At 65.4% G+C, this 22,695-nt stretch carries 24 protein-coding genes and 1 pseudogene; 12 read left to right on the forward strand and 13 right to left on the reverse strand.

Annotated elements, in window-relative coordinates; translation table 11 throughout:
- Window positions 1-19 precede the first annotated feature (19 nt).
- Complete coding sequence (tatA, locus tag M3I56_RS15650; protein ID WP_254354756.1) at window positions 20-247, forward strand: Sec-independent protein translocase subunit TatA; 228 nt, start codon at window positions 20-22, stop codon at window positions 245-247.
- Between the two features lie 38 nt (window positions 248-285).
- On the opposite strand, the gene M3I56_RS15655 is transcribed toward tatA, so the two are convergent.
- Window positions 286-936 (reverse strand): ureidoglycolate lyase, encoded by a 651-nt coding sequence (locus tag M3I56_RS15655; RefSeq protein WP_254354757.1) that lies wholly within the window; start codon window positions 934-936, stop codon window positions 286-288.
- An 89-nt stretch (window positions 937-1,025) separates the two neighbouring features.
- Here M3I56_RS15655 and M3I56_RS15660 point away from each other — a divergent pair, with 89 nt between their 5' ends.
- Window positions 1,026-1,616 carry a LysR family transcriptional regulator substrate-binding protein gene (locus tag M3I56_RS15660; RefSeq protein WP_254354758.1) on the forward strand — a complete coding sequence of 197 codons (591 nt, stop codon included), beginning with the start codon at window positions 1,026-1,028 and terminating at the stop codon, window positions 1,614-1,616.
- 201 nt (window positions 1,617-1,817) lie between these two features.
- Window positions 1,818-2,081 (forward strand): BON domain-containing protein, encoded by a 264-nt coding sequence (locus M3I56_RS15665; protein WP_309249162.1) that lies wholly within the window; start codon window positions 1,818-1,820, stop codon window positions 2,079-2,081.
- A gap of 72 nt (window positions 2,082-2,153) precedes the next feature.
- Here the strand turns inward: M3I56_RS15665 and M3I56_RS15670 are convergent, their stop codons facing one another.
- Together M3I56_RS15670 and M3I56_RS15675 are read right to left on the reverse strand one after the other, a co-directional pair.
- On the reverse strand, window positions 2,154-2,474 hold the full coding sequence (locus M3I56_RS15670) for a DoxX family protein (RefSeq protein ID WP_254354759.1): 321 nt from the start codon (window positions 2,472-2,474) through the stop codon (window positions 2,154-2,156).
- Window position 2,475: 1 nt separating this feature from the next.
- Complete coding sequence (locus M3I56_RS15675; RefSeq protein WP_254354760.1) at window positions 2,476-2,856, reverse strand: DUF4267 domain-containing protein; 381 nt, start codon at window positions 2,854-2,856, stop codon at window positions 2,476-2,478.
- A gap of 115 nt (window positions 2,857-2,971) precedes the next feature.
- On the opposite strand from M3I56_RS15675, the gene M3I56_RS15680 reads away from it, so the two are divergent.
- A complete protein-coding gene (locus M3I56_RS15680; protein ID WP_254354761.1) occupies window positions 2,972-3,568 on the forward strand; it encodes a TetR/AcrR family transcriptional regulator in 597 nt (198 codons plus the stop codon).
- Window positions 3,569-3,682: 114 nt separating this feature from the next.
- Here M3I56_RS15680 and acnB read toward each other — a convergent pair whose 3' ends face one another.
- Window positions 3,683-6,274, reverse strand: coding sequence for a bifunctional aconitate hydratase 2/2-methylisocitrate dehydratase (gene acnB, locus M3I56_RS15685; RefSeq protein WP_254354762.1), 2,592 nt, complete (start codon window positions 6,272-6,274; stop codon window positions 3,683-3,685).
- A gap of 180 nt (window positions 6,275-6,454) precedes the next feature.
- On the reverse strand, window positions 6,455-6,841 hold the full coding sequence (locus M3I56_RS15690) for a DUF3175 domain-containing protein (protein WP_254354763.1): 387 nt from the start codon (window positions 6,839-6,841) through the stop codon (window positions 6,455-6,457).
- Window positions 6,842-6,999: 158 nt separating this feature from the next.
- Here M3I56_RS15690 and M3I56_RS15695 point away from each other — a divergent pair, with 158 nt between their 5' ends.
- Window positions 7,000-7,290, forward strand: a complete 291-nt coding sequence (locus M3I56_RS15695; RefSeq protein ID WP_254354764.1) for a hypothetical protein — start codon at window positions 7,000-7,002, stop codon at window positions 7,288-7,290.
- A gap of 377 nt (window positions 7,291-7,667) precedes the next feature.
- Window positions 7,668-7,940, forward strand: a complete 273-nt coding sequence (locus M3I56_RS15700; RefSeq protein WP_254354765.1) for a hypothetical protein — start codon at window positions 7,668-7,670, stop codon at window positions 7,938-7,940.
- Here M3I56_RS15700 and M3I56_RS15705 read toward each other — a convergent pair.
- Window positions 7,937-8,140 (reverse strand): hypothetical protein, encoded by a 204-nt coding sequence (locus tag M3I56_RS15705; protein ID WP_254354766.1) that lies wholly within the window; start codon window positions 8,138-8,140, stop codon window positions 7,937-7,939. The two genes, M3I56_RS15700 and M3I56_RS15705, sit on opposite strands and share 4 nt — an antisense overlap.
- Window positions 8,141-8,232: 92 nt before the next feature.
- Here M3I56_RS15705 and M3I56_RS15710 point away from each other — a divergent pair.
- Window positions 8,233-8,628: pseudogene (locus M3I56_RS15710) on the forward strand (LysR substrate-binding domain-containing protein); the annotation flags it as partial.
- Here the strand turns inward: M3I56_RS15710 and M3I56_RS15715 are convergent.
- From M3I56_RS15715 to prpR, 3 genes are all read right to left on the reverse strand, one after another.
- Window positions 8,625-9,461 (reverse strand): alpha/beta hydrolase, encoded by an 837-nt coding sequence (locus M3I56_RS15715; RefSeq protein ID WP_254354767.1) that lies wholly within the window; start codon window positions 9,459-9,461, stop codon window positions 8,625-8,627. The pseudogene M3I56_RS15710 and the gene M3I56_RS15715 overlap by 4 nt on opposite strands.
- A 28-nt stretch (window positions 9,462-9,489) precedes the next feature.
- Window positions 9,490-10,101 carry a LysE family translocator gene (locus M3I56_RS15720; RefSeq protein ID WP_375541733.1) on the reverse strand — a complete coding sequence of 204 codons (612 nt, stop codon included), beginning with the start codon at window positions 10,099-10,101 and terminating at the stop codon, window positions 9,490-9,492.
- Between the two features lie 139 nt (window positions 10,102-10,240).
- Complete coding sequence (gene prpR / locus M3I56_RS15725) at window positions 10,241-12,202, reverse strand: propionate catabolism operon regulatory protein PrpR (RefSeq protein WP_254354768.1); 1,962 nt, start codon at window positions 12,200-12,202, stop codon at window positions 10,241-10,243.
- 197 nt (window positions 12,203-12,399) lie between these two features.
- Here prpR and M3I56_RS15730 point away from each other — a divergent pair, with 197 nt between their 5' ends.
- The gene (locus M3I56_RS15730) at window positions 12,400-13,284 is read left to right on the forward strand and encodes an oxaloacetate decarboxylase (protein ID WP_254354769.1); all 885 of its coding nucleotides are present in this window, start codon (window positions 12,400-12,402) and stop codon (window positions 13,282-13,284) included.
- Between the two features lie 44 nt (window positions 13,285-13,328).
- Window positions 13,329-14,654, forward strand: a complete 1,326-nt coding sequence (locus M3I56_RS15735; protein ID WP_254354770.1) for an MFS transporter — start codon at window positions 13,329-13,331, stop codon at window positions 14,652-14,654.
- Between the two features lie 6 nt (window positions 14,655-14,660).
- On the opposite strand, the gene M3I56_RS15740 is transcribed toward M3I56_RS15735, so the two are convergent.
- A complete protein-coding gene (locus tag M3I56_RS15740; RefSeq protein WP_254354771.1) occupies window positions 14,661-15,641 on the reverse strand; it encodes a helix-turn-helix domain-containing GNAT family N-acetyltransferase in 981 nt (326 codons plus the stop codon).
- Between the two features lie 191 nt (window positions 15,642-15,832).
- Between M3I56_RS15740 and M3I56_RS15745 the strand changes: the two genes are divergently transcribed.
- Window positions 15,833-17,767, forward strand: coding sequence for a potassium transporter Kup (locus tag M3I56_RS15745; protein ID WP_254354772.1), 1,935 nt, complete (start codon window positions 15,833-15,835; stop codon window positions 17,765-17,767).
- Window positions 17,768-17,788: 21 nt separating this feature from the next.
- Here M3I56_RS15745 and M3I56_RS15750 read toward each other — a convergent pair whose 3' ends face one another.
- On the reverse strand, window positions 17,789-18,343 hold the full coding sequence (locus M3I56_RS15750) for a type 1 glutamine amidotransferase domain-containing protein (protein WP_254354773.1): 555 nt from the start codon (window positions 18,341-18,343) through the stop codon (window positions 17,789-17,791).
- Between the two features lie 221 nt (window positions 18,344-18,564).
- Between M3I56_RS15750 and M3I56_RS15755 the strand changes: the two genes are divergently transcribed.
- A complete protein-coding gene (locus M3I56_RS15755; protein WP_254354774.1) occupies window positions 18,565-18,954 on the forward strand; it encodes a hypothetical protein in 390 nt (129 codons plus the stop codon).
- 120 nt (window positions 18,955-19,074) lie between these two features.
- Here the strand turns inward: M3I56_RS15755 and M3I56_RS15760 are convergent, their stop codons facing one another.
- Together M3I56_RS15760 and M3I56_RS15765 are read right to left on the reverse strand one after the other, a co-directional pair.
- Window positions 19,075-20,379, reverse strand: coding sequence for an MFS transporter (locus M3I56_RS15760; protein WP_254354775.1), 1,305 nt, complete (start codon window positions 20,377-20,379; stop codon window positions 19,075-19,077).
- Window positions 20,376-21,566, reverse strand: a complete 1,191-nt coding sequence (locus M3I56_RS15765; RefSeq protein WP_254354776.1) for a M20 aminoacylase family protein — start codon at window positions 21,564-21,566, stop codon at window positions 20,376-20,378. Before M3I56_RS15765 ends, M3I56_RS15760 begins: the two co-directional genes overlap by 4 nt.
- Window positions 21,567-21,731: 165 nt before the next feature.
- On the opposite strand from M3I56_RS15765, the gene M3I56_RS15770 reads away from it, so the two are divergent.
- Entirely contained in the window at window positions 21,732-22,685 is a 954-nt protein-coding gene (locus M3I56_RS15770) for a LysR family transcriptional regulator (protein WP_254354777.1), read from the forward strand.
- The last annotated feature ends 10 nt before the right edge of the window (window positions 22,686-22,695 follow it).

Raw genomic sequence — 22,695 nt, forward strand, 5'->3', positions numbered from 1 at the left:
AAAGAGAGGGTTTTCAGTTATGGGTTCGTTGAGCATTTGGCATTGGATGATCGTCCTCCTGATCGTGGCACTGGTTTTCGGTACGAAGAAGCTACGCAACATCGGAGGCGATCTGGGCGTCGCGGTGAAGGGATTCAAGGAAGGCATGGCGCAAAGCGAAACGCCTGAACGGCAGCATGCATTGCTGCACAGCGACGCCGTCGACCCAGAAGCAAAGGATGTGACGCGCTCGAGCGACGTCCGCTAGCCTCATCCATCGCAGTGCATCTGCGGGAGCAGCGCGCGCTAGTCCCGTGCGATGGCGGCCTCGAGCAGACAGCCGAACTCTGTCGCGAATTCGACCGAGACGCGTGCATGGACAGCGCCTTGTTTGTCGAAGAATCGCTGCGTGCCGTCGAGCGTGAACACGCCTTCGTGCCAGATGTTGGGGTGGATATAGAGACCCTGCCGTCCGTCGAAGCGGAAGCACACGAACTTCTCCGGCGCAATGTCGTCGCCTGGCAGTGCCAGCGGCACGTAGAACGGGCGACGATCGAGCGGAAAGAACAGTTGGCCGCCGTCGGGGTGATAGTTCGCATGCCATATCAACATGCGTTCCGGGGCGGCGGCGCTGTCTTCGCGTGCGTCGTCGGGCTCCGTTGCGTAGGCGAGAACATAGTTGCCGCCTACCGCTTCGTTTCGACCGTAGAGAATGTCGCCGCGCCATTCGCTGACGAACGTGCCTTCGGTCGTGCCCGCTTCGTCGCCGGTTCCCGGGTCGATCGGTCTTGACCCCACTGCAGGCCACTGGACGATTTCCACCTGACATGCGTGCGGGTCGTCCACCAGCTTGCCATAGCCATTCAGCGTTGCCGGCGTCGCGTCGACCACGGGCATCGCCACTCGCCGCAGGCCCCGCGGGAGGGCGGGATTGAGGTAGTCGATCTCTTTGCTCATTACGCATCTGGCGTCAAAAGGGCGGGTCGTCAGAACCCGCAACGGCATCGAGCTTAGAGCGCGTCCCCTGTGCAGTCAAATTCATACCGATGCTATATTTTCACATCGAGATTTATGGTGCTTCAAGTGGTGGCCGCCTTTCGCGCGCAGTATCCCGAGATCGAAATTTCGGTCTCTTCGGAAGTCAGCGCGAGGTCTGGGACGATCTGCTCGCGTATCGGGTCGACGCGGTGGTCATCGGCAATGCCAGGAGCGATGCGCGTGTGGCGTCGATTCCCGTCGCACGGCAGGACATGCGCGTTCTCGTGCCGGAGCGTCATCCACTCGCAGCGGCCAAAAGCGTGTCCCTCGGCGATCTCGCGGCGTATGCCGTGATTCGCCGGGAGGCGGGCTCCAACACCCAGCGACTGGTCGACGAAGCCTTGCGGCGTGCGGGGACATTGCTCCCGACGGCGATGAAACTCGGTAGTCGCGAGGCCGTTCTGGAGGCCGTGCGGCAAGGCCTCGGCATCGGATTCGTGCTCGAGCGCGAGATTCCCGAGGGCGCGCGTGCCGTTGCCATCCCGGTGGAGGAACTGCGCGGCTGCAATATCGATTCGGTGGCCTGCCTTCACAGCCAACGCAAGCGAGGAATCGTCCAGACCTTTCTGGGCGTGGCGGCGGCATCCGCGGCCGGGTAGCACGACGGCGCGATTCGCGCGCCGTCGGAGCGGGTGTTCGCATGGTGGTGCAATATGGACCGCGGCCGGCGGATCCCTGCGCGGCAATGTCAGGAGTGGGTCATGAAATCGAATCTGCGATGCGCCTTGTCTGCGTTTCTTCTACTTACCGCTGCTGGCATGGCCCATGCCCAGTCGGCGAATGAGCCAACGGACGCATCGATGGCAACGGGTGCGACCCAGGCGGCGCCCAGCGCGAAGAAGGAGGACCGCGCACTTGCCCGTGCCGTGCGGCGCGCCTTGTCGAGGGCGCAGGGATTCAACGTTTCCGGCGTTTTCGTGCGCGCGCGCAGCGGCGCGGTGACGCTGAGCGGCACGGTGCGCACTGGCGACCAGATCCGGCAGGCGGAAGAGGTGGCGCGTTCCGTGCAGGGCGTGAATTCGGTGTCGAACAAGCTGACGCTCTTTCACGGCGGCAACGGCTGAATACACCGCGCTGGCGTTCGCGCGTTGATTGCACGGGATGCCGTCAGCGCGCGGCGCACATCGACGCCTCTCTCAAGACGAGATCCCTGCGAGCGCGATCACGGCGACAAAAACACCGAGCGGCACAAGGTGCGAGAAGTCGCGGTGACGCAGAACGGTCAAAACCGCAGCCGCAATGATTAGCGCCCCAAGCGCCAGGCCAATCACGCGACTTGCCGCAAGCGCAATCAGCACGGCAGACAACATCTCCAGTGCGCCGGTCAATCGACCCCACCAGCGCGGGTAACCCCACCGGGCGTAATCGCTTTGCGTCGCGGGGGGGCCGATCGCGTTGAAGAGACCCGCGCCAAAGAAGCCGGCGGCGAGGAGCCAGATCGAAAGAGTATGGACCATCTCAGCGCCCTCCCATCATCGTCGAAATCGCGGTGAAGACCATCAGCACGGCCGTCGCGCCATGCATGCCGAAGGCGCTCTTGGTGGAACCCTTCGCGGCAAGAATGAGCAGCATGTCGCCAACGGGGATGACCGCTTCCACGAGCAGGACGACGCCGATCCAAAGAGGCGTGCCCCACACCATGAACGCCAGGACCGCCAATCCCGACGCAATGTCGCGCACGCCTTTGAGCCGAAGCCACCAGGCGATATTGGCGCCGTTTTCGGGAAGCGGCAGGCCGAAACTGCGTGTCGCGGTCATTGGCCTCACAAGATATTGGGTGCCGATCGCGATAATCGCGAGGGCGAGGAACAGCGCCAGTCCGAACGAAAGCCAATGCATGGCGGTGTCCTTTGCTTCGAGGTGTAGTGACGGAATATAATCTAGCATTGCTAGATTTTCAAGCTTCCGTACTATCGCAAGCCGTGTGGACCATTGGGGTCAGGGAGAGGAAAAATTGAGTATCGCCGAGCGCAAAGGCAGGCAACGGGCTGAGCGCGAGTCCCGCATCATCGCGGCAGCGCGCCTGATTGCGGAGCGCGATGGCTGGGATGCCGTCACGGTTCGCCGCCTCGCCGACGAGATCGACTATAGCCAGCCGGTCCTCTATTCGCATTTCGAGAACCGGGACGCGATCGTGGCAGCCGTTGCAGTCGAGGGCTTTCAGGAACTCGCAGTGGCGCTTCGGGAAGCGGCGTGTGGATCGACCGGGCCCCAGAACGCCGTCGAGAATGTCGCCATGGCCTATCTCGGTTTTGCAGTGCGGTGTCCTGCGCTTTACGAGGCGATGTTCACCCTCCCGACCGATCTGCGGTTTGCCGACGCTGAAACCCGACCGGAACTGCGGGCTGGTTTCGAAGCGCTCGCGTCGGTCGTCGCGCCGTTCTGCGTCGATGTCGAGAACGTGACCGAGACGTTTTGGGCAGCCCTGCATGGGCTTGCCGAACTCGAACGTGCAGGCCGAATCCGGACCGGCGCGCGGGTTGAACGCGTCATGCTGGTCGTCCGGGCAGTGATCGCTTCCCGAAACGGCTCTCTCGACCCAGGCTCATAAGGCAGGAGCTCGGCGAACCAAATAAAAATGGCGCCGCAGGCATTCAGCCTGCGGCGCCATTGTCTGGCGCCACGGCGCGGATCTACAACCCAAACCCCGCGCCGTACCCCAGCATCACACTGACATCGTCACCGTATCGGCCACGTCCTTGAAGTCGGCGATCTGGTCGAAGTTCATGTACTGATAGATCTTGTCGCCGTTGGCGTTGAGCACGCCCATATCGGCCATGTACTCTTCCTTGCTCGGGATCTTGCCCAGACGCGAGCAGATCGCCGCCAGTTCCGCCGAGCCGAGGTACACGTTCGTGTTCTTGCCCAGACGGTTCGGGAAGTTACGCGTCGAGGTCGACATGACCGTCGCGCCTTCGCGCACCTGTGCCTGGTTACCCATGCACAGCGAGCAGCCCGGCATTTCGGTACGCGCGCCTGCCGTGCCGAACACGCCGTAGTGGCCTTCTTCGGTCAGTTGCTTCTGGTCCATCTTGGTCGGCGGCGCGACCCACAGCTTGACCGGAATGTCGCGCTTGCCTTCGAGCAGCTTCGACGCGGCACGGAAGTGACCGATGTTGGTCATGCACGAGCCGATGAACACTTCGTCGATCTTGGCGCCGGCGACATCCGACAGCGTCTTCACGTCGTCCGGATCGTTCGGGCAGGCCACGATCGGCTCATGCACGTCGGCCAGGTCGATCTCGATGACGGCGGCGTACTCGGCGTCCGCATCCGGTTGCAGCAGTTGCGGGTCGGCCAGCCATGCTTCCATCGCCTTGATGCGGCGCTGCAGGCTGCGCGGGTCCTGGTAGCCCTGGGCGATCATCCACTTCAGCAGCGTGATGTTGCTGTTGAGGTATTCGATGATCGGTTCCTTGTTCAGGTGCACCGTGCAACCGGCGGCCGAACGCTCTGCCGATGCATCCGACAGTTCGAACGCTTGCTCGACCTTCAGGTCGGGCAGGCCTTCGATTTCGAGAATGCGGCCCGAGAAGATGTTCTTCTTGCCTTGCTTGGCGACCGTCAGCGTGCCTTGCTTGATGGCGTACAGCGGGATCGCGTTGACGAGGTCACGCAGCGTGACGCCCGGCTGCATCTTGCCCTTGAAGCGCACGAGCACCGATTCCGGCATGTCCAGCGGCATCGTGCCGGTGGCGGCCGCGAAGGCGACCAGACCCGAGCCTGCCGGGAAGCTGATGCCGATCGGGAAGCGCGTGTGCGAGTCGCCGCCGGTGCCGACGGTGTCGGGCAGCAGCATGCGGTTCAGCCACGAGTGGATCACGCCGTCGCCCGGACGCAGCGCGATGCCGCCGCGGTTGCTGATGAAGTTCGGCAGCGTCTGGTGCGTCTTCACGTCCACCGGCTTCGGATACGCGGCGGTGTGGCAGAACGACTGCATGACGAGGTCGGCCGAAAAGCCCAGGCACGCCAGGTCCTTCAGTTCGTCGCGCGTCATCGGGCCCGTGGTGTCCTGCGAGCCCACCGAGGTCATCTTCGGCTCGCAGTACGCGCCCGGGCGCACGCCCTGGCCTTCCGGCAGACCGCACGCGCGGCCAACCATCTTCTGCGCCAGCGAGAAACCCTTGCCGCTGTTGGCAGGCTGTTGCGGCAGGCGGAACAGCGTCGACGGTGCGAGACCCAGCGCTTCACGCGCCTTGGTGGTCAGGCCGCGTCCGATGATCAGCGGAATGCGGCCGCCGGCGCGCACTTCGTCGAACAGCACGTCGGACTTGACCTGGAACTCGGAGATGACTGCGCCGTTCTTGAGTGCCTTGCCTTCGTACGGGCGCAGTTCGACCACGTCGCCCATTTCCATTTGCGACACGTCGAGTTCGATCGGCAGGGCGCCGGCGTCTTCCATCGTGTTGTAGAAGATCGGGGCGATCTTGCCGCCGAGGCACACGCCGCCAAAGCGCTTGTTCGGGATGAAGGGGATGTCTTCGCCCGTGAACCACAGCACCGAGTTGGTGGCCGACTTGCGCGAGGAGCCGGTGCCGACCACGTCGCCCACGTAGGCGACCAGGTGGCCCTTTTCCTTCAGCGATTCGATGAACTTGACCGGGCCGCGCTTGCCGTCTTCTTCCGGCGTGATACCGGGACGGGCGTTCTTCAGCATCGCCAGCGCGTGCATCGGGATGTCCGGGCGGGTGGTCGCGTCCGGGGCCGGCGAGAGGTCGTCGGTGTTGGTTTCGCCCGTGACCTTGAAGACGGTGATGGTCAGGCTTTGCGGCACTTCCGGACGGCTCGTGAACCATTCGGCGTCGGCCCAGCTTTGCAGCACGGCCTTTGCGTTGGCGTTGCCCTTGTCGGCCAGTTCCTTGACGTCGTGGAACTGGTCGAACATCAGCAGGGTTTTCTTCAGCGCGTCGGCAGCCACGGTGCCCACTTCGGCGTCGGCCAGCAGCTCGATCAGCGGGGCGATATTGTAGCCGCCCAGCATCGTGCCGAGCAGTTCGGTGGCGCGAGCGCGCGAGATCAGCGCGCAGGCGGTTTCGCCCTTGGCCACGGCGGCCAGGAACCCGGCCTTCACGCGGGCGGCTTCGTCGACGCCTGCGGGCACGCGGTTGGTGATCAGGTCGAGCAGGGTCTGCTCTTCGCCAGCGGGCGGATTCGTCAGCAGTTCCACCAGTTCGGCAGTCTGCTGAGCCGTGAGCGGCAGGGGGGGAATGCCGAGCGCGGCGCGTGCGGCTACGTGAGCGCGAAAGTTTTCAAGCATTGGGGGACCTACTGGTATTGCGTTTGAAGGCGAAGGCTTTTCAGGCACTCCGAGGCTTTTCCAGGCACTGCTTTGAGCGGGATTTTAAGCGCATTGCGATATAACGTCAAATGTCTTATGTCTTATATAAGAGTTGGGTACGACGCCCCATGGCGCTGTGAAAAAGCCTGATATTTTCCCTCAGGGCTTGCGGCCAAACGCTTCCCGCAGCTTTCCCTTGGCTTTCGCGAGCGTCTCGCGCCGCGATTTGGGCAGGTTTCTACCCGCGCGGTTGATGTAGAAGTTCAGCATCGACATGGCCGACTGAAACGGCGTGCCCTTGCGCCGCCGGCTGTGCAGCGACGACTCCTTGAGCGAACGGGCGATCGCTTCGGCGCTGCCGGATCTGAATACGCCGGCCTCGATGTCCATGGCGTCGCTCGTCTCGTTCACGTGCTTCGACCATTTATTTGTGGCGCCGCTCGTGGTGCTTTTCGTGTGACCTCTGGCGGCGCTCGCGTGGGCATGACGCTGCCGCGCCGGGCGGCCGCCCTTGCGCCGCGTAGAAGGATGCTGGCTCGTGCTCATGACTTCTCCCGTTCGACGATTCACCCGCTGCGCAAATGCAATACCGGCTGCACAGCGGGGCGAGGCCCGGCACGCCCCATGCGTCCACGCAGGTGTGCACGCGCGCGGCGTGAGGAAAACGGCATTGCGCGTCGAACCGGCAAGGGAGGCAGTCGATCATGAAGTCAACTCCACGCTACGAAGTGAATGTTTGCGGAGGCGATTTCCAGCATGTCCGGGAATGCTTTCGCGATTGGAAAAATGAAACGCTTGTCTACCGCAAGGACCATAAGATGTTTGAGGGACGCAACGATGTGCGTCCGCTGGCAAGGCGCGAGTACGACAACACGGAGCAGGCGCGCAAGGCGCTGCAAAACGCCTGCAGCCCGCACGATCGCTATGCGCTGGCGGCTGAAGTGAGCAACGGCGAACGCGACATGTGGATCGTAATGGCGGCCTATCGGGAGTAAATGATGGTCGCAGGACGGGGCGCGCCAGTGCAAAAGTGAAAGATCGGACAGACGGGGAACGAGGTAGAAGAATTACAAGCGTGGCGCGCGGAATTGCAATTGCCGCGCAAGGGAGGGATCAGATGAAAAGCACTGCGAAATCGGGTGCAAATCTGGCCAGGCCGCGCGCCCGCTCGTGGCCGCGTTTGTGGCTGCTCGGCGCGGCCGCGCTGGCGCTCGGCTGTACGGCCTGCAAACGTGCCGACGAAGGTGCGCGCCCGCAAACCCAGGACGCTTTGGGTAGCCAGATATCGGCGCCAGCCGGCGCGCAAGTGGCGCCGGCGAGCGGTCCGAAACCATGAACCGGATGCCTCGCATCCACACCCTTTCAGGAGCGAATGATGGGTCTTTCGATACACAACCCCACGCCGGATGAGGCCGGCGAAACCGGCGGCGAACTCGCCGCCGGCAAGCAACCGGCGCAGGAGAAACGCGCGAGGGGTGCGCCGGGCAGCTTCGATCAACCGGAGTCGCGGCCCGAGTTCATGCCGCGCGAGGGCGGCCCGCATCCGGAGCAGACGGCAGAGGTGCCGCTCGGTCACCACGGCCGGGCGGAGCCGCCGGGGTCGTTCGGGCACAACAGCGCGCCCGTGAAAAGGAAGGGCGGTTAGTCATGCGAAATACCCCGACGTGCTCGCTTCACGCGGCTTCGTAGACGCGCACTTCGGGCGCATCGTCCAGCAGCGAGCATCTCGTTCGACTTCGCGCCCGCTATCGTTTCGAGAAACGGCGCCTTGTACTGCCGATAAACGCCAGCGGCGGCCGCGCGCTGGCTGGCGGCAATCTTCAGGGTGAGTTGCAGATCGACCATGCTGTGCTCCTGTGTGTCGTGTCGAAAAATCGATCAGCCGCTCGCGCTTCAGGCGTGAGGCGAGGCGAGAAAGAGCTCCTCGGTCATGAAGGCGCGCGCCACGCGATCTCGCCCGCGCGCCGCTCATTCACGATCTCTCCGTGGACAGCCATGCGGGCTTTGCTTCGTGGCATGCGTGGTTCGAGAGCGTGGGGATGACGCCCGCATCGGCGAGCCGCGGCATGAAGATCAATAATTCGGCCGCGGTGCTGCAGGCAGCGATAGAAGGGCACGGTGTCGCGCTCGCGCGCAGTGTCATGGCGCGCGACGATCTCGCGGCCGGCCGGCTCGTGCGCCTCTTCCCGGAGGTCGCCTTTACTTCGGCGCTGGCGTACTACGTGGTCTATCGGCCCGAGTGTGCGAGTCTGCCGAGGCTGACGGCGTTTCGTGACTGGCTCAGAGGCGAGGTGCGGGAAGAGGTGCGGCGCCCGACGCGAAAATCCCGCTAGGGCGCGAGCATCCACGCCGTGATGCCGTGCACGACTTCGCTTTCGATGCCGTTGAAGCCGTGATACGCGAACGCCCCGCACGGGTCGCCCCGCGAAGCGCCGCCGGAAACGAGCATCAGCTTCGTTCTCGGCGATTGCGTGAGCTTTTGCATGAGGGTGTCCGTTTCGGCTACCGGGCACACCTTGCAGGCGTCGTCCTTGTTGTGCACCACGAGCACCGGAATCTTGAGCGCGGAGAGGTTCATGCCTGTGACCGGGTCGCCGCCCCGGTTTTCGCGCAGGATGGTCGAGGTCAGCACGATGCCGTCCGGGCCCGCGCCGGGGTTTGCGTCGTCTTTCGCTAGCGCAATGGCGATGGCCGCGACCGACTGCGTGCCGCGGCTCGTGCCGACGAGCCAGACCGGCACGTGTAGTTGTTCGCGCGACCACGCGATCACGGCGCGGGCGTCCGCGGCGTGTTCCGGCGTGAGGCGAAAGCCGTCCAGGTAGGGCGGCGTTTGCCGGTCGCTCGGTGAGTCGATGACCGCCACGGCAACGCCGTCATTCACGAACAGCATGCGGCTGCGCACGAGAAAGTTGTTGGCGCCCCAGCCGAAGTTTCCCTGCGGGTCCAGTTGCAGGCCGCCGTGCCCGCCCGCGTAAAGAATCGCGACCGCTTTTGGCGCGGCGGGCGCAATGAAAAGGAAGCGCTGGGTGATGCCGGGCCGGGCAGGAAGGTCGACGACCTTGGGCGCGCTTTGCGCGTGGGCCAGCAAGGACGACGCTGCGAGCACGAACGCCAGTGTCCATGCCGACGCCAGCGGCGCGGCGGCGCGCAGCCAGCGTGAAGCCATGCGCCCGCTCATGGCCGCGTGACGAGGCTCAGCGCCCCGCGAGCATGCGCCCGCCGAGCCCGATCAGCACGACGCCCACTACCGAGTCGAGCGCGGCTTTGCGCCGGACGAGGAACTGGCGCACCGTGGGATGCGAGGCGAGCAGGGCCATCGAGCAATACCAGGCGCACGAGATGAGGATCGCGATCACCACGACTGCCACTTCGAGCCAGCGCGGCGCGGCTGCGGGCACCATCAACGCGAAGATGCTGCCGTAGAACGCAATGGCCTTGGGATTCGTCATGCTGACGACGTAGCCCTTCTTCGCGGCGGCCCAACCCGATGCGCCCGCCTGTGCCGCAACCTGCAACGGCTGTCGCGCGGTGAGGAGCATTTTCGCGCCGAGCCAGATCAGATAACCCGCGCCCGCGATGCGCAGCCCGGTGCCGGTCCACGCCACGTGCGTGACGATCAGGCTCAGGCCCGCGATGGCGATCCATGCCCACGTGCCGGAGGCGGCGGCGAGACCGAGGCCGGTCGCGAGGCCCGCGCGCCGCGAGGCCACTGCGGTGGAGGTGACGATGACGAAGTTCGGCCCGGGGCTGGCGACGCTCAGCAGCAGGACGCCCGAAAGCGCGAGCAGGACGTTGAAATAGTTCACGATGGCAGGTTCCGCGGCAGGTTCGATGCGCCCTCAATCGACGCATCGTCGAGGTTGTCATGATACTCCGTGCGCCTGCGCGGCACGGCGCTCGAAACGATCGGGCAGAATCTGCTGGCGGGCAAGCCGTTGTACGCGCTCAGGCGCCTTTCATCAGACGCCAAAGCGTCGTGCGACCTATGCCGAGCGCGCGGCTGGCGGCGGCCCGATTGCCGTCGTGCGCGGCGAGCGCGCGCTCGACGTCTTCCCGCGTGACCGGCGCGGCGTCGTCGCGTCGCGCGCCGTTTGAGGCAGTCGGCGCGCGCCGCGGTGTATCGCTCGCTGCGTCACTTTGCGCGAATTCCGGAAATACGTCGTATAACGAACTATCTGCGTGTGTGCAGCCGGTTTCATCGGCGAGGAAGATGGCCGCGCGCGCGAGCAGATTCTCGAGTTCGCGAACATTCCCCGGCCATGCGTAGCTCGCGAAGTACGGCGCGAACAGCGTGAGCACGCGCTCGATCGCGGCGGGGCGCAGGGCGTAGCGATCGGCCATGCGTTCGAGCAGATGGCGCGCGAGCGTAGCGATGTCCTCGCGGCGTTCGCGCAAGGACGGCAACGGAATAGGCAGCAGATTGAGCCGGAAATACAGGTCGGCCCGGAATGCGCCTTCCTGCACCAGCGCGCGCAGGTCGCGGTGCGTGGCGGCAATCACGCGCACGTCCACGGGCGTTGCGCGGCTGGCGCCCAGCTTCATGACCTCGCGCTCCTGGAGCACGCGCAGAAGGCGGCTTTGCAGCGCGGGCGGCATCTCGCCGATTTCGTCGAGAAAGATCGTGCCCGTATGTGCGATTTCGACGAGGCCAGGCTTGCCGCCGCGCCGCGCGCCCGTGAACGCGCCTTCTTCGTGACCGAACAGCTCGCTTTCGATCAGCCCCTCGGGCAGCGCCGCGCAGTTGAAGGCGACGAATGGATTGCCGCGCCGCCGGCTCGCGTTGTGGATGCCCTGCGCGACGAGTTCCTTGCCCGTGCCGCTTTCGCCCGTGAGGAGCACGGTGGCGTCGTGCGCGGCGCTCATGGCCGCGAGGCGGCGCACGCGCGCCATGGAGGGCGCAACACCGACCAGGTCGTCCAGTTCGTAGCGCGCCACGAGGTGCCGCGGTCGCTGGGTCGTGCGCAGCGACCGGTCGATGCGCTGCGCGACGAGCGCATCCTGCGCCGTGACCACCGCGCCCGAGCGCGCGCCTTGCTCGACGATCGGCACGCAGCTCACGATCAGCGAGCGCCCGCCGATCTGCTCGATGCGTTCATCGACTGCCGCAACGCTGCCGGCCACTTCATGCAGCAGCGGGCCCACCGAGCGGGCCAGTTGCGCGCTCACATCGCGCGCGCGGTCGAGACCGAGCAGATCGAGCATGGCCGGATTGACCGCTTCGAGCTGACCGGCTTCGTCGAAAGCGGCCACGCCGTCGCGCAGGTGCGCGACGATCGTGTTCAGGCGCACGCGCTTGGACTCCTTCTGGCGGCTCACGCGCGCCAGTTCCACGGAGCGCTCGAACGCCTCGTGCACCGCGCCCAGCGAGTAGAGGAACACGCTTTCGAGCCCCGCCGCCTGGGCAAGATCGCAGGCCATGCCGGGGCCGATGATGACGCGGCAGCCCTCGGCGGCGAGCGCCGTGACGGCGTCGCGCACTTCGTCCACCGTGCGATAGGCGCGCTGCGTGAGGCGCAGGTTGAGCCACGCGCCGAGGTCGGCGAGTTCGTGCGAAACGCTTTCGTGCAGGATCAGCCCGATCGGCGCGCCGGGCCAGGTCGCGTTCGCGTGCGTGATGCCGGCCAGCACGTCGAAGCCGTTCACCTTCACCATGACCACGGGCACGCTCAGGTTGTCGCGCAGGTACGCGCCGTTGGACCCGGCGGCGAGCACCACGTCCACCGTGCCGGCTTCGATATAGGGCTGCAGCGCCGTGACGGCGTCACCATAGCCTTCGCGCACGTTGAAGAAGCGGGCCTCGCTGGCATAGCGCGGCGCCACGGTTTCGCAGAGATTGCGCAATCGGCTGATGCTCACGAGCGCGATGCTCGGGCGACTGGCGGCCTGGGGCGGACTGGGGGGAGGCACGGCGGAATCCTCGGCGCGAAGTTGGGTGTTCTGGAACGTTTCATGAAACGTTCCAGAGATTGTGGCATGAAACGCCGGTCGTACGCTGGGGGCGCCTAAAGTATTGTTTTATATGGCTTGGGCCCAGCTTCAGCAGGTTGGCATACATCGTGCGGATGTCTGGGTCATCTCAAAACCCACTGAACGGAGTCATCGCGATGACCACTTCCACTACCGCACGCCGCGCCGCGTTCCGCGCCAAAGTCAACGAACGCCGCGGCCTGCTCGTGCCGGGCGCCTTCAACGCCATGAGCGCCCGCGTGATCGAGGACGCCGGCTTCGAAGCGCTCTACCTCACGGGCGCGGGCGTCACCAACATGTCGTTCGGCCTGCCCGATCTCGGCTTCATCGGTTTGAGCGACATTGCCGAGCACACGGCGCGCGTGCGCGACGCCGTCAACCTGCCGCTCATCGTCGACGCGGACACGGGCTTCGGCAACGCGCTCAACGTGCGCCATACCGTGCGCACGCTCGAGCGCAGCGGCGCCGATGCGATCCAGTTCGAAGACCAGGTGATGCCGAAGAAGTGCGGCCACTTCGCCAACAAGGAAGTGATCGGCGCGAGCGAGATGGTGGGCAAGATCCGCGCGGCCGTGGACGCGCGCGAAGACGGCAACCTGCTCATCATGGCGCGCACCGATGCCGCCGCCGTGCACGGCATCGAAGAGGCGATTGCGCGCGGCCACGCGTTTATCGAGGCGGGCGCGGACATTCTCTTTATCGAAGCCACGGAAAAGCTCGAAGACATCGAACGCCTGCCCAAACTCATCGACGCGCCGCAGCTCATCAACATCGTGATTGGTGGCAAGACCCCCGTGCAGTCGCGTGAAGCGCTGGCGGGCCTTGGCTACGCGCTGGTGCTGTACGCGAACGCGGCGCTGCAGGGCGCGGTGGTCGGCATGCAGCGTGCTCTCGGGCAGTTGCGCGCAAACGGCCGCCTCGACGAAGACGCGACGATCGTCGCGCCGTTCGCCGAGCGTCAGCGCCTCGTCAACAAGCCGCTCTTCGACCGGCTCGATAGCGAGTACGCACCGAAGGACTGAACGCCACACCCCGCAATTTTGAAAAACAAGAGGAGGAGATACGCATGTCGAACGACGCGGATTTCGGAGTCCGAATCGACAACGAGACGGTGGAAACTGCGTCAGTCGCGCGGCCACGCATCCGTTCGATCGTCGGTGGCCTGGCTGGCAACCTGATCGAGTGGTACGACTTTCTGGCGTACAGCATTTTTTCGATCTACTTCGCGAAGTCGTTTTTTCCCAGCGACAAGCCGACCGTGCAACTCATGAACACGGCGGCCATCGCGGCCGTGGGCTACGTTGCGAGGCCGCTCGGCAGCTGGCTCGTGGGCTTCTACGCCGACCGTCACGGGCGCAAGTCGGCGCTCACGTGGTCGGTCACGGCCATGTGCATCGGCTCGCTGATGATCGCGCTCACGCCCGGTTACGCGAGCATCGGCGTGCTCGCACCTGTCGTGCTGATTGCGGCGCGCCTCCTGCAGGGCCTGAGCATGGGCGGCGAGTACGGCACCAGCGCGACTTACCTCAGCGAGATCGCGCCCGCCAACCGGCGCGGGTTCTATCTAGGCTTTTTGCAGGTGAGCGTGGTGGCCGGGCAACTTGTTGCGCTCGCACTCATGCTCGTCATGCAGAACCTGCTGATGACGGCCGAACAGATCGAGCGCTGGGGCTGGCGCGTGCCGTTTCTGCTGGGCGGCGCGCTCGCGCTGTTCGCGCTTTATATGCGGCGCAACGTGACGGAAACCGAAGCCTTCGAGCGTGACCGGCGTGAGGCCGGTCCGCCGGTGCTGAAGCAGCTGCTCTCGCACTGGCGGCAGATTCTGCTCGCCATCGGCATTACCGTGGGGGGCACGGTGGGCTTCTATACGTTCACGATTTATATGCAGAAGTACCTCGTGAACACCGTGGGCCTTTCGAAGGAGATGTCGACGCTCGTCTCCACCGGCGCGCTGCTGCTGTATATGCCGCTTCAGCCGCTCTTCGGACTCGCCTCCGACGTGTTCGGCCGTCGCCCGGTGCTGATCGGCTTTGGCCTTTCGACCACGCTGTTTTCCGTGCCGCTCTTCACGGCGCTGAGCCATACGCGCGATCCGCTGGTGGCGTTCCTGCTGTCGTTCGCCGGTCTCGTGATGCTGAGCGGCTTCACCTCGGTGCACATGCTCGCGAAAACGGAGCTGTTCCCCACGCGCATCCGCGCGCTCGCGGTGGGCCTGCCGTATGCGCTCACGACGGCGATTCTCGGCGGCACGACGGAGTTCGTCGCGCTGCGCTTCAAGGCGAGCGGCCACGAGCAGTACTTCTACTGGTACGTGACGGCCTGCGCGGCGATTTCGCTGATCGTGTATCTGCGCATGCCTGAGACGCGCGGGCGCCCGGCAAGCTCCGTGTGATGCAAGTCAAACGGAGCGTCGCCTCACGAAGCGCTGCTCTGTGACCTTCGTGCCCCACTGGTTGCCTTCGGACTCTTCCGCGAGGTGGAAGCCGAACGACTCGTACAGATGCCGCGCGGCGTCGAGGCCCTTGAAGGTCCACAGGTAGGTCTCGGCGTAGTGCGCATCGACGAACTGCATCGCGTTCGTCATCAACTGCCTGCCGATGCCGGTGCCGCGCAATGAGTCGTCCACGATGAACCAGCGCAGGTGGGCGACGCCGGCGTTGCCGCTCCCGTTTCCGTCGATGGCAAGCGATGCCAGCACGCGATCTCGCTCCACCGCGAGCCAGAGCGCCTTGCCAACGGCTGGCAAGGCGCCGGCGAAGTCGGCGAGTTCCGTCGCCACCTTCTTCTCGAAGTAAGCGCCGAAGCCCCAGTTCGCCGCGTAGAACCGCCCGTGCAGGCTCGCAATGTCGCCAATGCAGCCGGGCCGGTAGCCTTCCACGATCTGCATCCCCGCCGCCGGCGCGGTCGCGCTGGTCTCGTTGGGGTTGTCGTGCGCGAGCGCGTCGGCGTAGAGCGCGAGCGCCCGCACGAGTACCTGCTGGTCGGCAGGAACGAGCCTGCGCAGCGCGTTGGAAACCTGGTCCGTGGCGAAGCGGTCGATCTTCGCGCGCAGCTTCTGGCCTGCCGCGCTCAGGGTCAGTTCGGAAGAGCGCGCGTCGTCGTCGGCGGTCCTGCGTTTGACGAGACCGGCCGCCTCGAGCCGCGCGACCTGCCGGCTCGTGTTCGACTTGTCGAGCCGCAGGAGGTCGCCCAGCGCCCTCGCGTTGATGCCCGGCTGCGCGCCGATCTCGATGATGGCGTGCACGGCGGAAGGGGCGAGATCGCTGTCGGCGAGCGTCGTGCGCATGAAGCCCAGCTCGCGCACGAGCCGCCGCGAGAACTCGCGCAGCTCGAGGATGGTCGTCTCGCGGGGCTGCGCGGGCACGTCGACAAAATCCATGATGGTCTCCGTGATGGACTTCGTGCTAATGGTTGCGAGTCGCAACCATCTCGGATTCAATGTAGGCGCGCGTGACGGATAAGGCAAGTTCGCAACGCAGCCGGGAAATTGCCGTTCGACCCTTCACTGGCTCAGGCTCAAGAGGAACGCCAATTGCGAGAAGGCAACGCCTCCACGAACGCTGCACAGCCATGCTTCAAGAACGCCTCAACCCGCACGAAAACTCGCCGAAAGAGGAGGCGCGCAAGCAGGACGACGACTCCGGCCAGCGCGCACTGGTGCTCGGCGCGCTCGGCGTGGTGTTCGGCGACATCGGCACGAGCCCGATCTACGCGCTGCGCGAAGCCGTCCAGACGGCGCATTCCACGGCGCAGCCGGTGGTGATGGGCGTGCTCTCCATGATCCTGTGGGCGGTGCTGATCGTCGTGGTGCTCAAGTACGCCTGCTTCGTCATGCGCGCCGATAACGAAGGCGAGGGCGGCATCGTCGCGCTCACGGCGCTCGTGCGCGCCGGGTTCGCGAAGGCGGGGCGGCCCGCGCCGCGTCTGCTGGTGCTCGCGGGGCTCGTCGGCGCCGCGATGTTCTACGGCGACTCGATGATCACGCCCGCCATTTCCGTGCTCTCCGCGGTGGAAGGGCTCAAGGAAATCAATCCCGCATTCGACAGCGCCGTGCTGCCGGTTTCATTGGCGATTCTCGTGGCGCTCTTCCTGTTCCAGCCACGCGGCACCGCCGTGGTCGGGCGCACGTTCGGGCCCGTCATGGCGCTCTGGTTTTTGAGCCTCGGTGCGGTGGGCGTTTATCACATCGTCCTCAATCCGGCGATTCTCGCCGCGGCGTCGCCGGTCTGGGCCGTGCGGCTCGCGCTCGCGCATCCGGGGCTCTCGTTCGGCGTGCTCGCCGCCGTGATTCTTGCGTTGACGGGCGCCGAGGCGCTCTACGCCGACATCGGCCACTTCGGCACGCGCTCCATCCGCATTGCGTTCTTTTGTGTCGTGCTGCCCGCGATCGTCGTGGGCTATTTCGGCCAGGCCGCGACCGTGCTGTTCGAGCCGCGCGGCGCCAGCCAGCCGTTCTTTCGCTCGGTGCCGCATTGGGCGCTCATTCCGGCGGTCGGCATCGCTATGCTCGCGACCATCATCGCTTCGCAAGCGGTGATCTCGGGCGCGTTTTCGATGACGCGCCAGGCCATCGAACTAGGCTTCCTGCCGCGCATGCGGACGATCGAAACTTCGAGCACGCGGCGCGGCCAGGTTTATGTGCCGGCGGTCAACGCGGGGTTGCTCGTGGCCGTGGTGTTTCTCGTGCTGTTCTTTCGCAGCTCCGAGCGGCTCACGTCCGCGTATGGGCTCGCCGTGGCGATGACGATGGTGACCACGTCGATGCAGATGCTATCCGTGTGCCGCGAAGTATGGGGCTGGCCGCGGGTCGCCACGTGGCTCGCGTGCGTGCCGCTGCTGGTCGTGGACGGCATGCTGCTCGCCGCGAACCTGCCGAAAATTCCCACGGGCGGCTGGTTCCCGGTTGCCGTGGGCGCGTTGCTGTTCATCACGATGAGTACCTGGAACCGGGGCCGCGAACTGGAGGCGCGCCATGCGGCACGCGGCGAATCGGTGGACGCCTTTTTACGTGGTATCTGCACTGCCGATCCGAAGCCGCTTCGCGTGCCGGGCACGGCCGTGTACCCGGGCAACGCACCCGGCATGACGCCGGCCGCGCTCGCGAGCAACGTGCGTCACAATCACGTCCTGCATCGTACGGTGATCGTGTTCGCCAATGTTTCGGAGTCCGCACCACAGGCGGACGATGAAACGCGCATTGAAGCGCGCGACCTCGGTGCGGGCTGCTGGGAGATCGTCGCGCATCATGGCTTTGTCGAGCGGCCCAATCTGCCGCGCCTTTTGGCATCGCTGCAAGGCAGGCTGGGCGACTGGCGTTTCGACCCGCAACAGACGACCTTCTATTTGCCGCGCGACGAGGTGCTGCGCGGGCAAGCCCAGCAGGACGTGAGCCGCTGGCGTGCGCGGCTCTTCGCGTTCATGTCGTATCACTGCACTTCGAGCGCCGAGTATTACGGTCTGGCTCCCGCGCATGTGGTCGAGCTCGGCGTACAGGTGGCGCTATGAGCATGACGCCGGCCAGCGCTGTCATGCCGTGCCTGCCGCCGCCGAAAGCGTGGAGATGATCTCCGCGTTGAAGGCGGGTAGATCGTCGGGCTTGCGGCTCGTGATGAAGTTGCCGTCGTGGACCATGGTCTTGTCGACCCACTTGCCGCCCGCATTGCGGATATCGTCCTGCAGTGAGGGCCAGCTCGTCATGGTGTGTCCCTTGACGATACCGGCCGAGACAGGCAGCCAGCCTCCATGGCAGATGACGGCAATGGTCTTGTGCGCGTCGTTGGCCGCCCGCACGAAAGCCTGGGCTTCCGGAATCAGGCGGATCGCGTCGCTGTTCACTACCCCGCCGGGCAACACGACCGCGTCGTAGTCATCCGCCTTCGCGCTGCCGAAGGTGCGGTCCACCTTGATCTTGCTGCCCTTTTCGACGTGACGAAAGCCCTGAATTTCACCGCTTTTCTGCGATATCACGTCCACCTGCGCCCCCGCTTCCTTCAATGCGCGGCGCGGCTCGGTAAGTTCGACTTCCTCGAATCCGTCCATGGCAAGGATTGCGACCTTGCAGTTGTCGAGCATGTTGGCCATTGCGATTTCCTCCTCGATTGAGACCGTCTGAGACCGTTTGCAACCATTCTCAATTGCAGCAAGGCGGATGCCACGCGGCGCGGAGAACGCGAATCAACGTAAACGGCGCGCCGCCGGGCTCCACTTGCCGGCGGCATGGCGCTTGCGGAACAAGAGGCAGGCGTGGCGCGCCACCGGGTCGCCACGCAGCAGTTCCATCCACAACACTCAAGGAGAGCGAAATGAATGGATCGATCAAACAGTTGCTGGCTGGGGTCGTCATCGCAACGTGTTCGGCAGCGGCGCTCGCGCAGAGCGCAGGCGGCGCCGGCGGAGGAGCCGGGGGAGCCAGCGGCGGTAGCAACGGCGTAGGCGCGGGCGGCGGCACGACGGGCGCGGCGGGCATCAATACGGCGCGTCCGCCGGGCAGCACCGCAGGCACCCGCTATGAGAACAGCGGCTACGGCGCGCCCGGCACCACGGCGAAGGGCGGCGGCCAGGGAACGGGGACGGGCGCGGCGCCTGCGCCCGCACCGGGAACCCGCCAGACCATGCCGTATAACAACGACAATGGTTACGGCAATGGCGGAATGAGCACGCAACCTAACGGTAGCTCGCAGGGGAGCCAGTAGAGACGGGTATGTAGTTAAACTAAATATTGAAGAATAATCGGGGACGTAGCGTGACGGGCGGCCGACGCGATCTGCGTTCGCTGCCCTTTTTTCAAGGCCACCTGCTTTTCAATCGACCAGTCAGTCAATCGCCTTGTTGCCGGTTTCCTCGAACATCGAAACGGCGATGAGCGAAATCAGCACGCAGCCGATCATGTACCATGCGGGCGCCATCTTGTTGCCCGTCGCATGGATGAGCCAGCCGGCCACGAGCTGAGCCGTGCCGCCGAACACCGACACCGCAATCGCGTACGCGCTCGACATATAGCCTGCGCGCAGATGCTTCGGAAAGTTTTCCGGCATCAGCGCGTAAGCGGGGGCGGAGCCCATCGTATAGCAGAGCATGAGCACGACGAGCGCGGCGAGCACGACCGGCAGCGACGGAAAGTGCGTCATGAGCCAGAACGCCGGATAGAGCAGCAGGATCAGCGCGACGCGACCGATCACCGTGAGCGGCTTGCGGCGGCCCATGCGGTCCGACCACGCGCCGTAGATCGGGCACATCACGAGCGAGATCGTGCTGGACGCCACGCCCGCGAGGATCGACATCTTGGGCGGCAGTCCCAGGTACTGAATGCAGTAGGTCGGCATGTAGTACATCATCACGTAGGTCGAAACCGACATGCCCATGATCGCGAAGATCGTGAGAAACCAGTTACGCACGTACAGGCCGCGCTTCGGGTCGTCGCGGTCCGCGACCACGCGCTGCGCCGGCGGCTCCTCGCGAATGTGCCGGCGCAGATAGATGCCGACGGGCGCAATGAGTGTGCCGAGCAAGAACGGAATGCGCCAGCCCCAGCTATGCATCGTTTCCGCGGAGAGCAGAAAGCCGAGGCTCGCCGCGAGGCCCGAGCCGAGCAGCGCTGCCGCGCCCTGGCTTGCGAGCTGCCAGCTCGCGCGAAAACCGCGGCTCGCCTGTCCGCCCATTTCGAGGAGGGTGGCGGTGGCCGCGCCGAACTCGCCGCCTTGCGCGAAACCCTGCACGAGGCGGGCGACGACGATCAGGAGCGGCGCGGCCAGGCCGATCTGCGCATAGGTGGGCGCAAGACCGATGGAAGCGGAACCCACCGCCATCAGCAGGATGGTGAGCGTGAGCGCCGGCTTGCGGCCCGCGCGGTCCGCGTAGCGGCCGAGCACGATGCCGCCGAGCGGGCGCATCACGAAGCCCACGGCGAACACCGCGAACGCGAGCAGCAGCGACGTGACCTGACTGTCGGCCGGAAAGAACTGATGGCCGATCGTGAGCGCGAAATAGCTATAGACCGTGAAGTCGAAGAATTCGAGCAGGTTGCCGATCACCGCCGCGAGAACGATCTTGCGCTGATAGCCAGGTGAGAGCGTCGCTTCTTCGGCCGCTTCCAGAAGCGGTTTGGTGGCGGCGTTCATGCACGGTCCTTGCTGAGGAAGCGTTCGACGAGGCGCGTCCAGAACGCGGCGCCGATGGTCAGGTTCTCGTCGTTGAAGTCGTAGCGCGCGTTGTGCAGCATCGGCCGGCCGTCGCCATTGCCAAGGCGTACGAAACAACCGGGCCGCTGCTGCAGGTAGTACGCGAAGTCCTCGCTGCCGGCGATCGGCGGGAACGGCGCGATGATGTGCTCCGGCCCGACCAGTTCCTCGGCGACTTGACGTGCGAATTCGGTTTCGGCTTCGCTGTTGATCAGCACGGGATAGCCGCGGATGAATTCGATGTCCACCGTCGCGCCGTAGCTTTGCGCCTGCGCTTGAACGAGCGCGCGGATGCGCGCCTCGAGCGTCGCGCGCACTTCGGGCGAGAACGAGCGCACGCTCATTTCGAGCACGGCGTCCTCGGGAATCACGTTCGGTGCGTGGCCCGAACGGAACGCGCCGACGGTCACGACCGCGGCTTCGTTGGGATCGACGTTGCGCGACACCACCGACTGCAGGGCCATCACGATGCTGCTTCCCACGAGCACCGGGTCGACGGCCAGATGCGGGCGCGCCGCATGGCCGCCCTTGCCGTGAACGCGCAGCTTGACGGTGTCGCACGCGGCCATCAGCGGGCCGGCGCGAAAGCCGAAGGTGCCGGTGGGCACGCCCGGATGGTTGTGCAGCCCGAAGATGGCTTCGCAGGGGAAGCGCTCGAACAGGCCGTCGGCGATCATGCGCTCGGCGCCGCTGTCCGAACCGGCCTCTTCGGCGGGCTGGAAGATCAGATGGACGGTGCCGTCGAAATTGCGTGTTCTGGCGAGCTGGCGCGCCGCGCCGAGCAGCACGGTGGTGTGGCCGTCGTGGCCGCACGCGTGCATCTTGCCCGCGTGGACGCTTGCGTAGTCGAGACCGGTCAGCTCCTGGATCGGCAGGGCGTCCATGTCGGCGCGCACGCCTACGGTGCGCGTGCTCGTGCCCGCCCTGAGCGCCGCCACGACGCCGTGCCCGCCCACGTGGCGCGTGACGTCGTAGCCCCAGGACTCGAGCTTGTCGGCGACGAAGCGCGACGTGTCGGCTTCCTCGTACGACAGCTCGGGGTGCTTGTGGAGGTGATGACGGATTTCGTCGAGTTCCGATCGGGCTTCGGCCAGGTCGGCGACTTCGCAGTAGTGGTGCTCGCTCACGGGGGACTCCTTTTATTGGAATAGGTTTTGGGCACAAGCCAAAGGCCGAGTATTGCATCGACGAAAAACTCGACCCATGACGGAAAAGCATCGAAAATGTTGACTTCAAGTCAACGGTCGATTGTCGCGGCGCAGCAAGACAACGCGCGCGAAAGGAGCGATGCAGTGCGGGGAAAGGCAGATCGGGAAGATGTAGCGCGCGGCGCAATCGACGATATCGGCGAGCGGCCGCTGCGCTATCTGGCCGAAATCGCAGCGGCAGGCGGCGTGCGCATGGCCGCCGAGGCGCTGGGCATCAACGCGTCGGTGATCAGCCGGCAGGTGGCGGCGCTGGAGCGGCGGCTGCGCTTTCCGCTGATCGAGCGGCGCGGGCGCAGCGTGGCCGTGACCGAGATTGGTCAGGTGCTCGTGGACCACTATCGCGATGGGCAGCGCCGCCAGCGCGATCTGGCCGCGCGCCTGGAGGAGTACCGGCACCTGCGGCGCGGTCGCGTGGCGCTGGGCGTGGGCGAGGGCTTCATCGGCAATCTGATCGCGCGGGCGCTGCAGCGTTTTTCGATGACGTACCCGGACATTCTCGTGGAGATCCGCTCGGGGCCGACGCCGGTCGTGCTCTCGCTCGTGCGCGACGACGTCGTCGATATCGGCCTGTGCACGCGCACTTCCGACGACCCTGCCATGCGCATTCATCCGTTCGCGTCGCGGCCGCTCTGTGCGCTCGTCGCGCCCTCGCACCGCTTTGCGAAGATGCAGAAGGTGGCGCCCGCCGAACTCGCCAGCGAGCGCCTGATCTTCATGACCGAGTCGTTCGGTGTGCAGCACTTCGTGCAGTCGCTGTTCGACGACGCGCGTCTGAACGTGATGCCGGCTTACCGCGTGGATCTGTTCAACACGGCGCAGACGCTCGCGGCCGCTGGGCTGGGCGTGGCGTTCATGTCGTCGATTACGGCGCGCCGTGGCATCGATCTGGGCGAGTTGGTGGCCGTGCCGATCGATCATCCGATCGCGGCGGGCTTTTCGAGCCAGATGGTCACGCGCGTGGGCCGCCGGCTCTCGCCAGCCGCCGATCACCTGAGGAAGCAGCTTGCGCAGAGTTTTCTGGAGTCGGCGGCGAAGTAGTCGGCAGACG

It is taken from the genome of Paraburkholderia sp. CNPSo 3281, assembly GCF_024206515.1.
Taxonomy (GTDB): Bacteria; Pseudomonadota; Gammaproteobacteria; order Burkholderiales; family Burkholderiaceae; genus Paraburkholderia; species Paraburkholderia nodosa.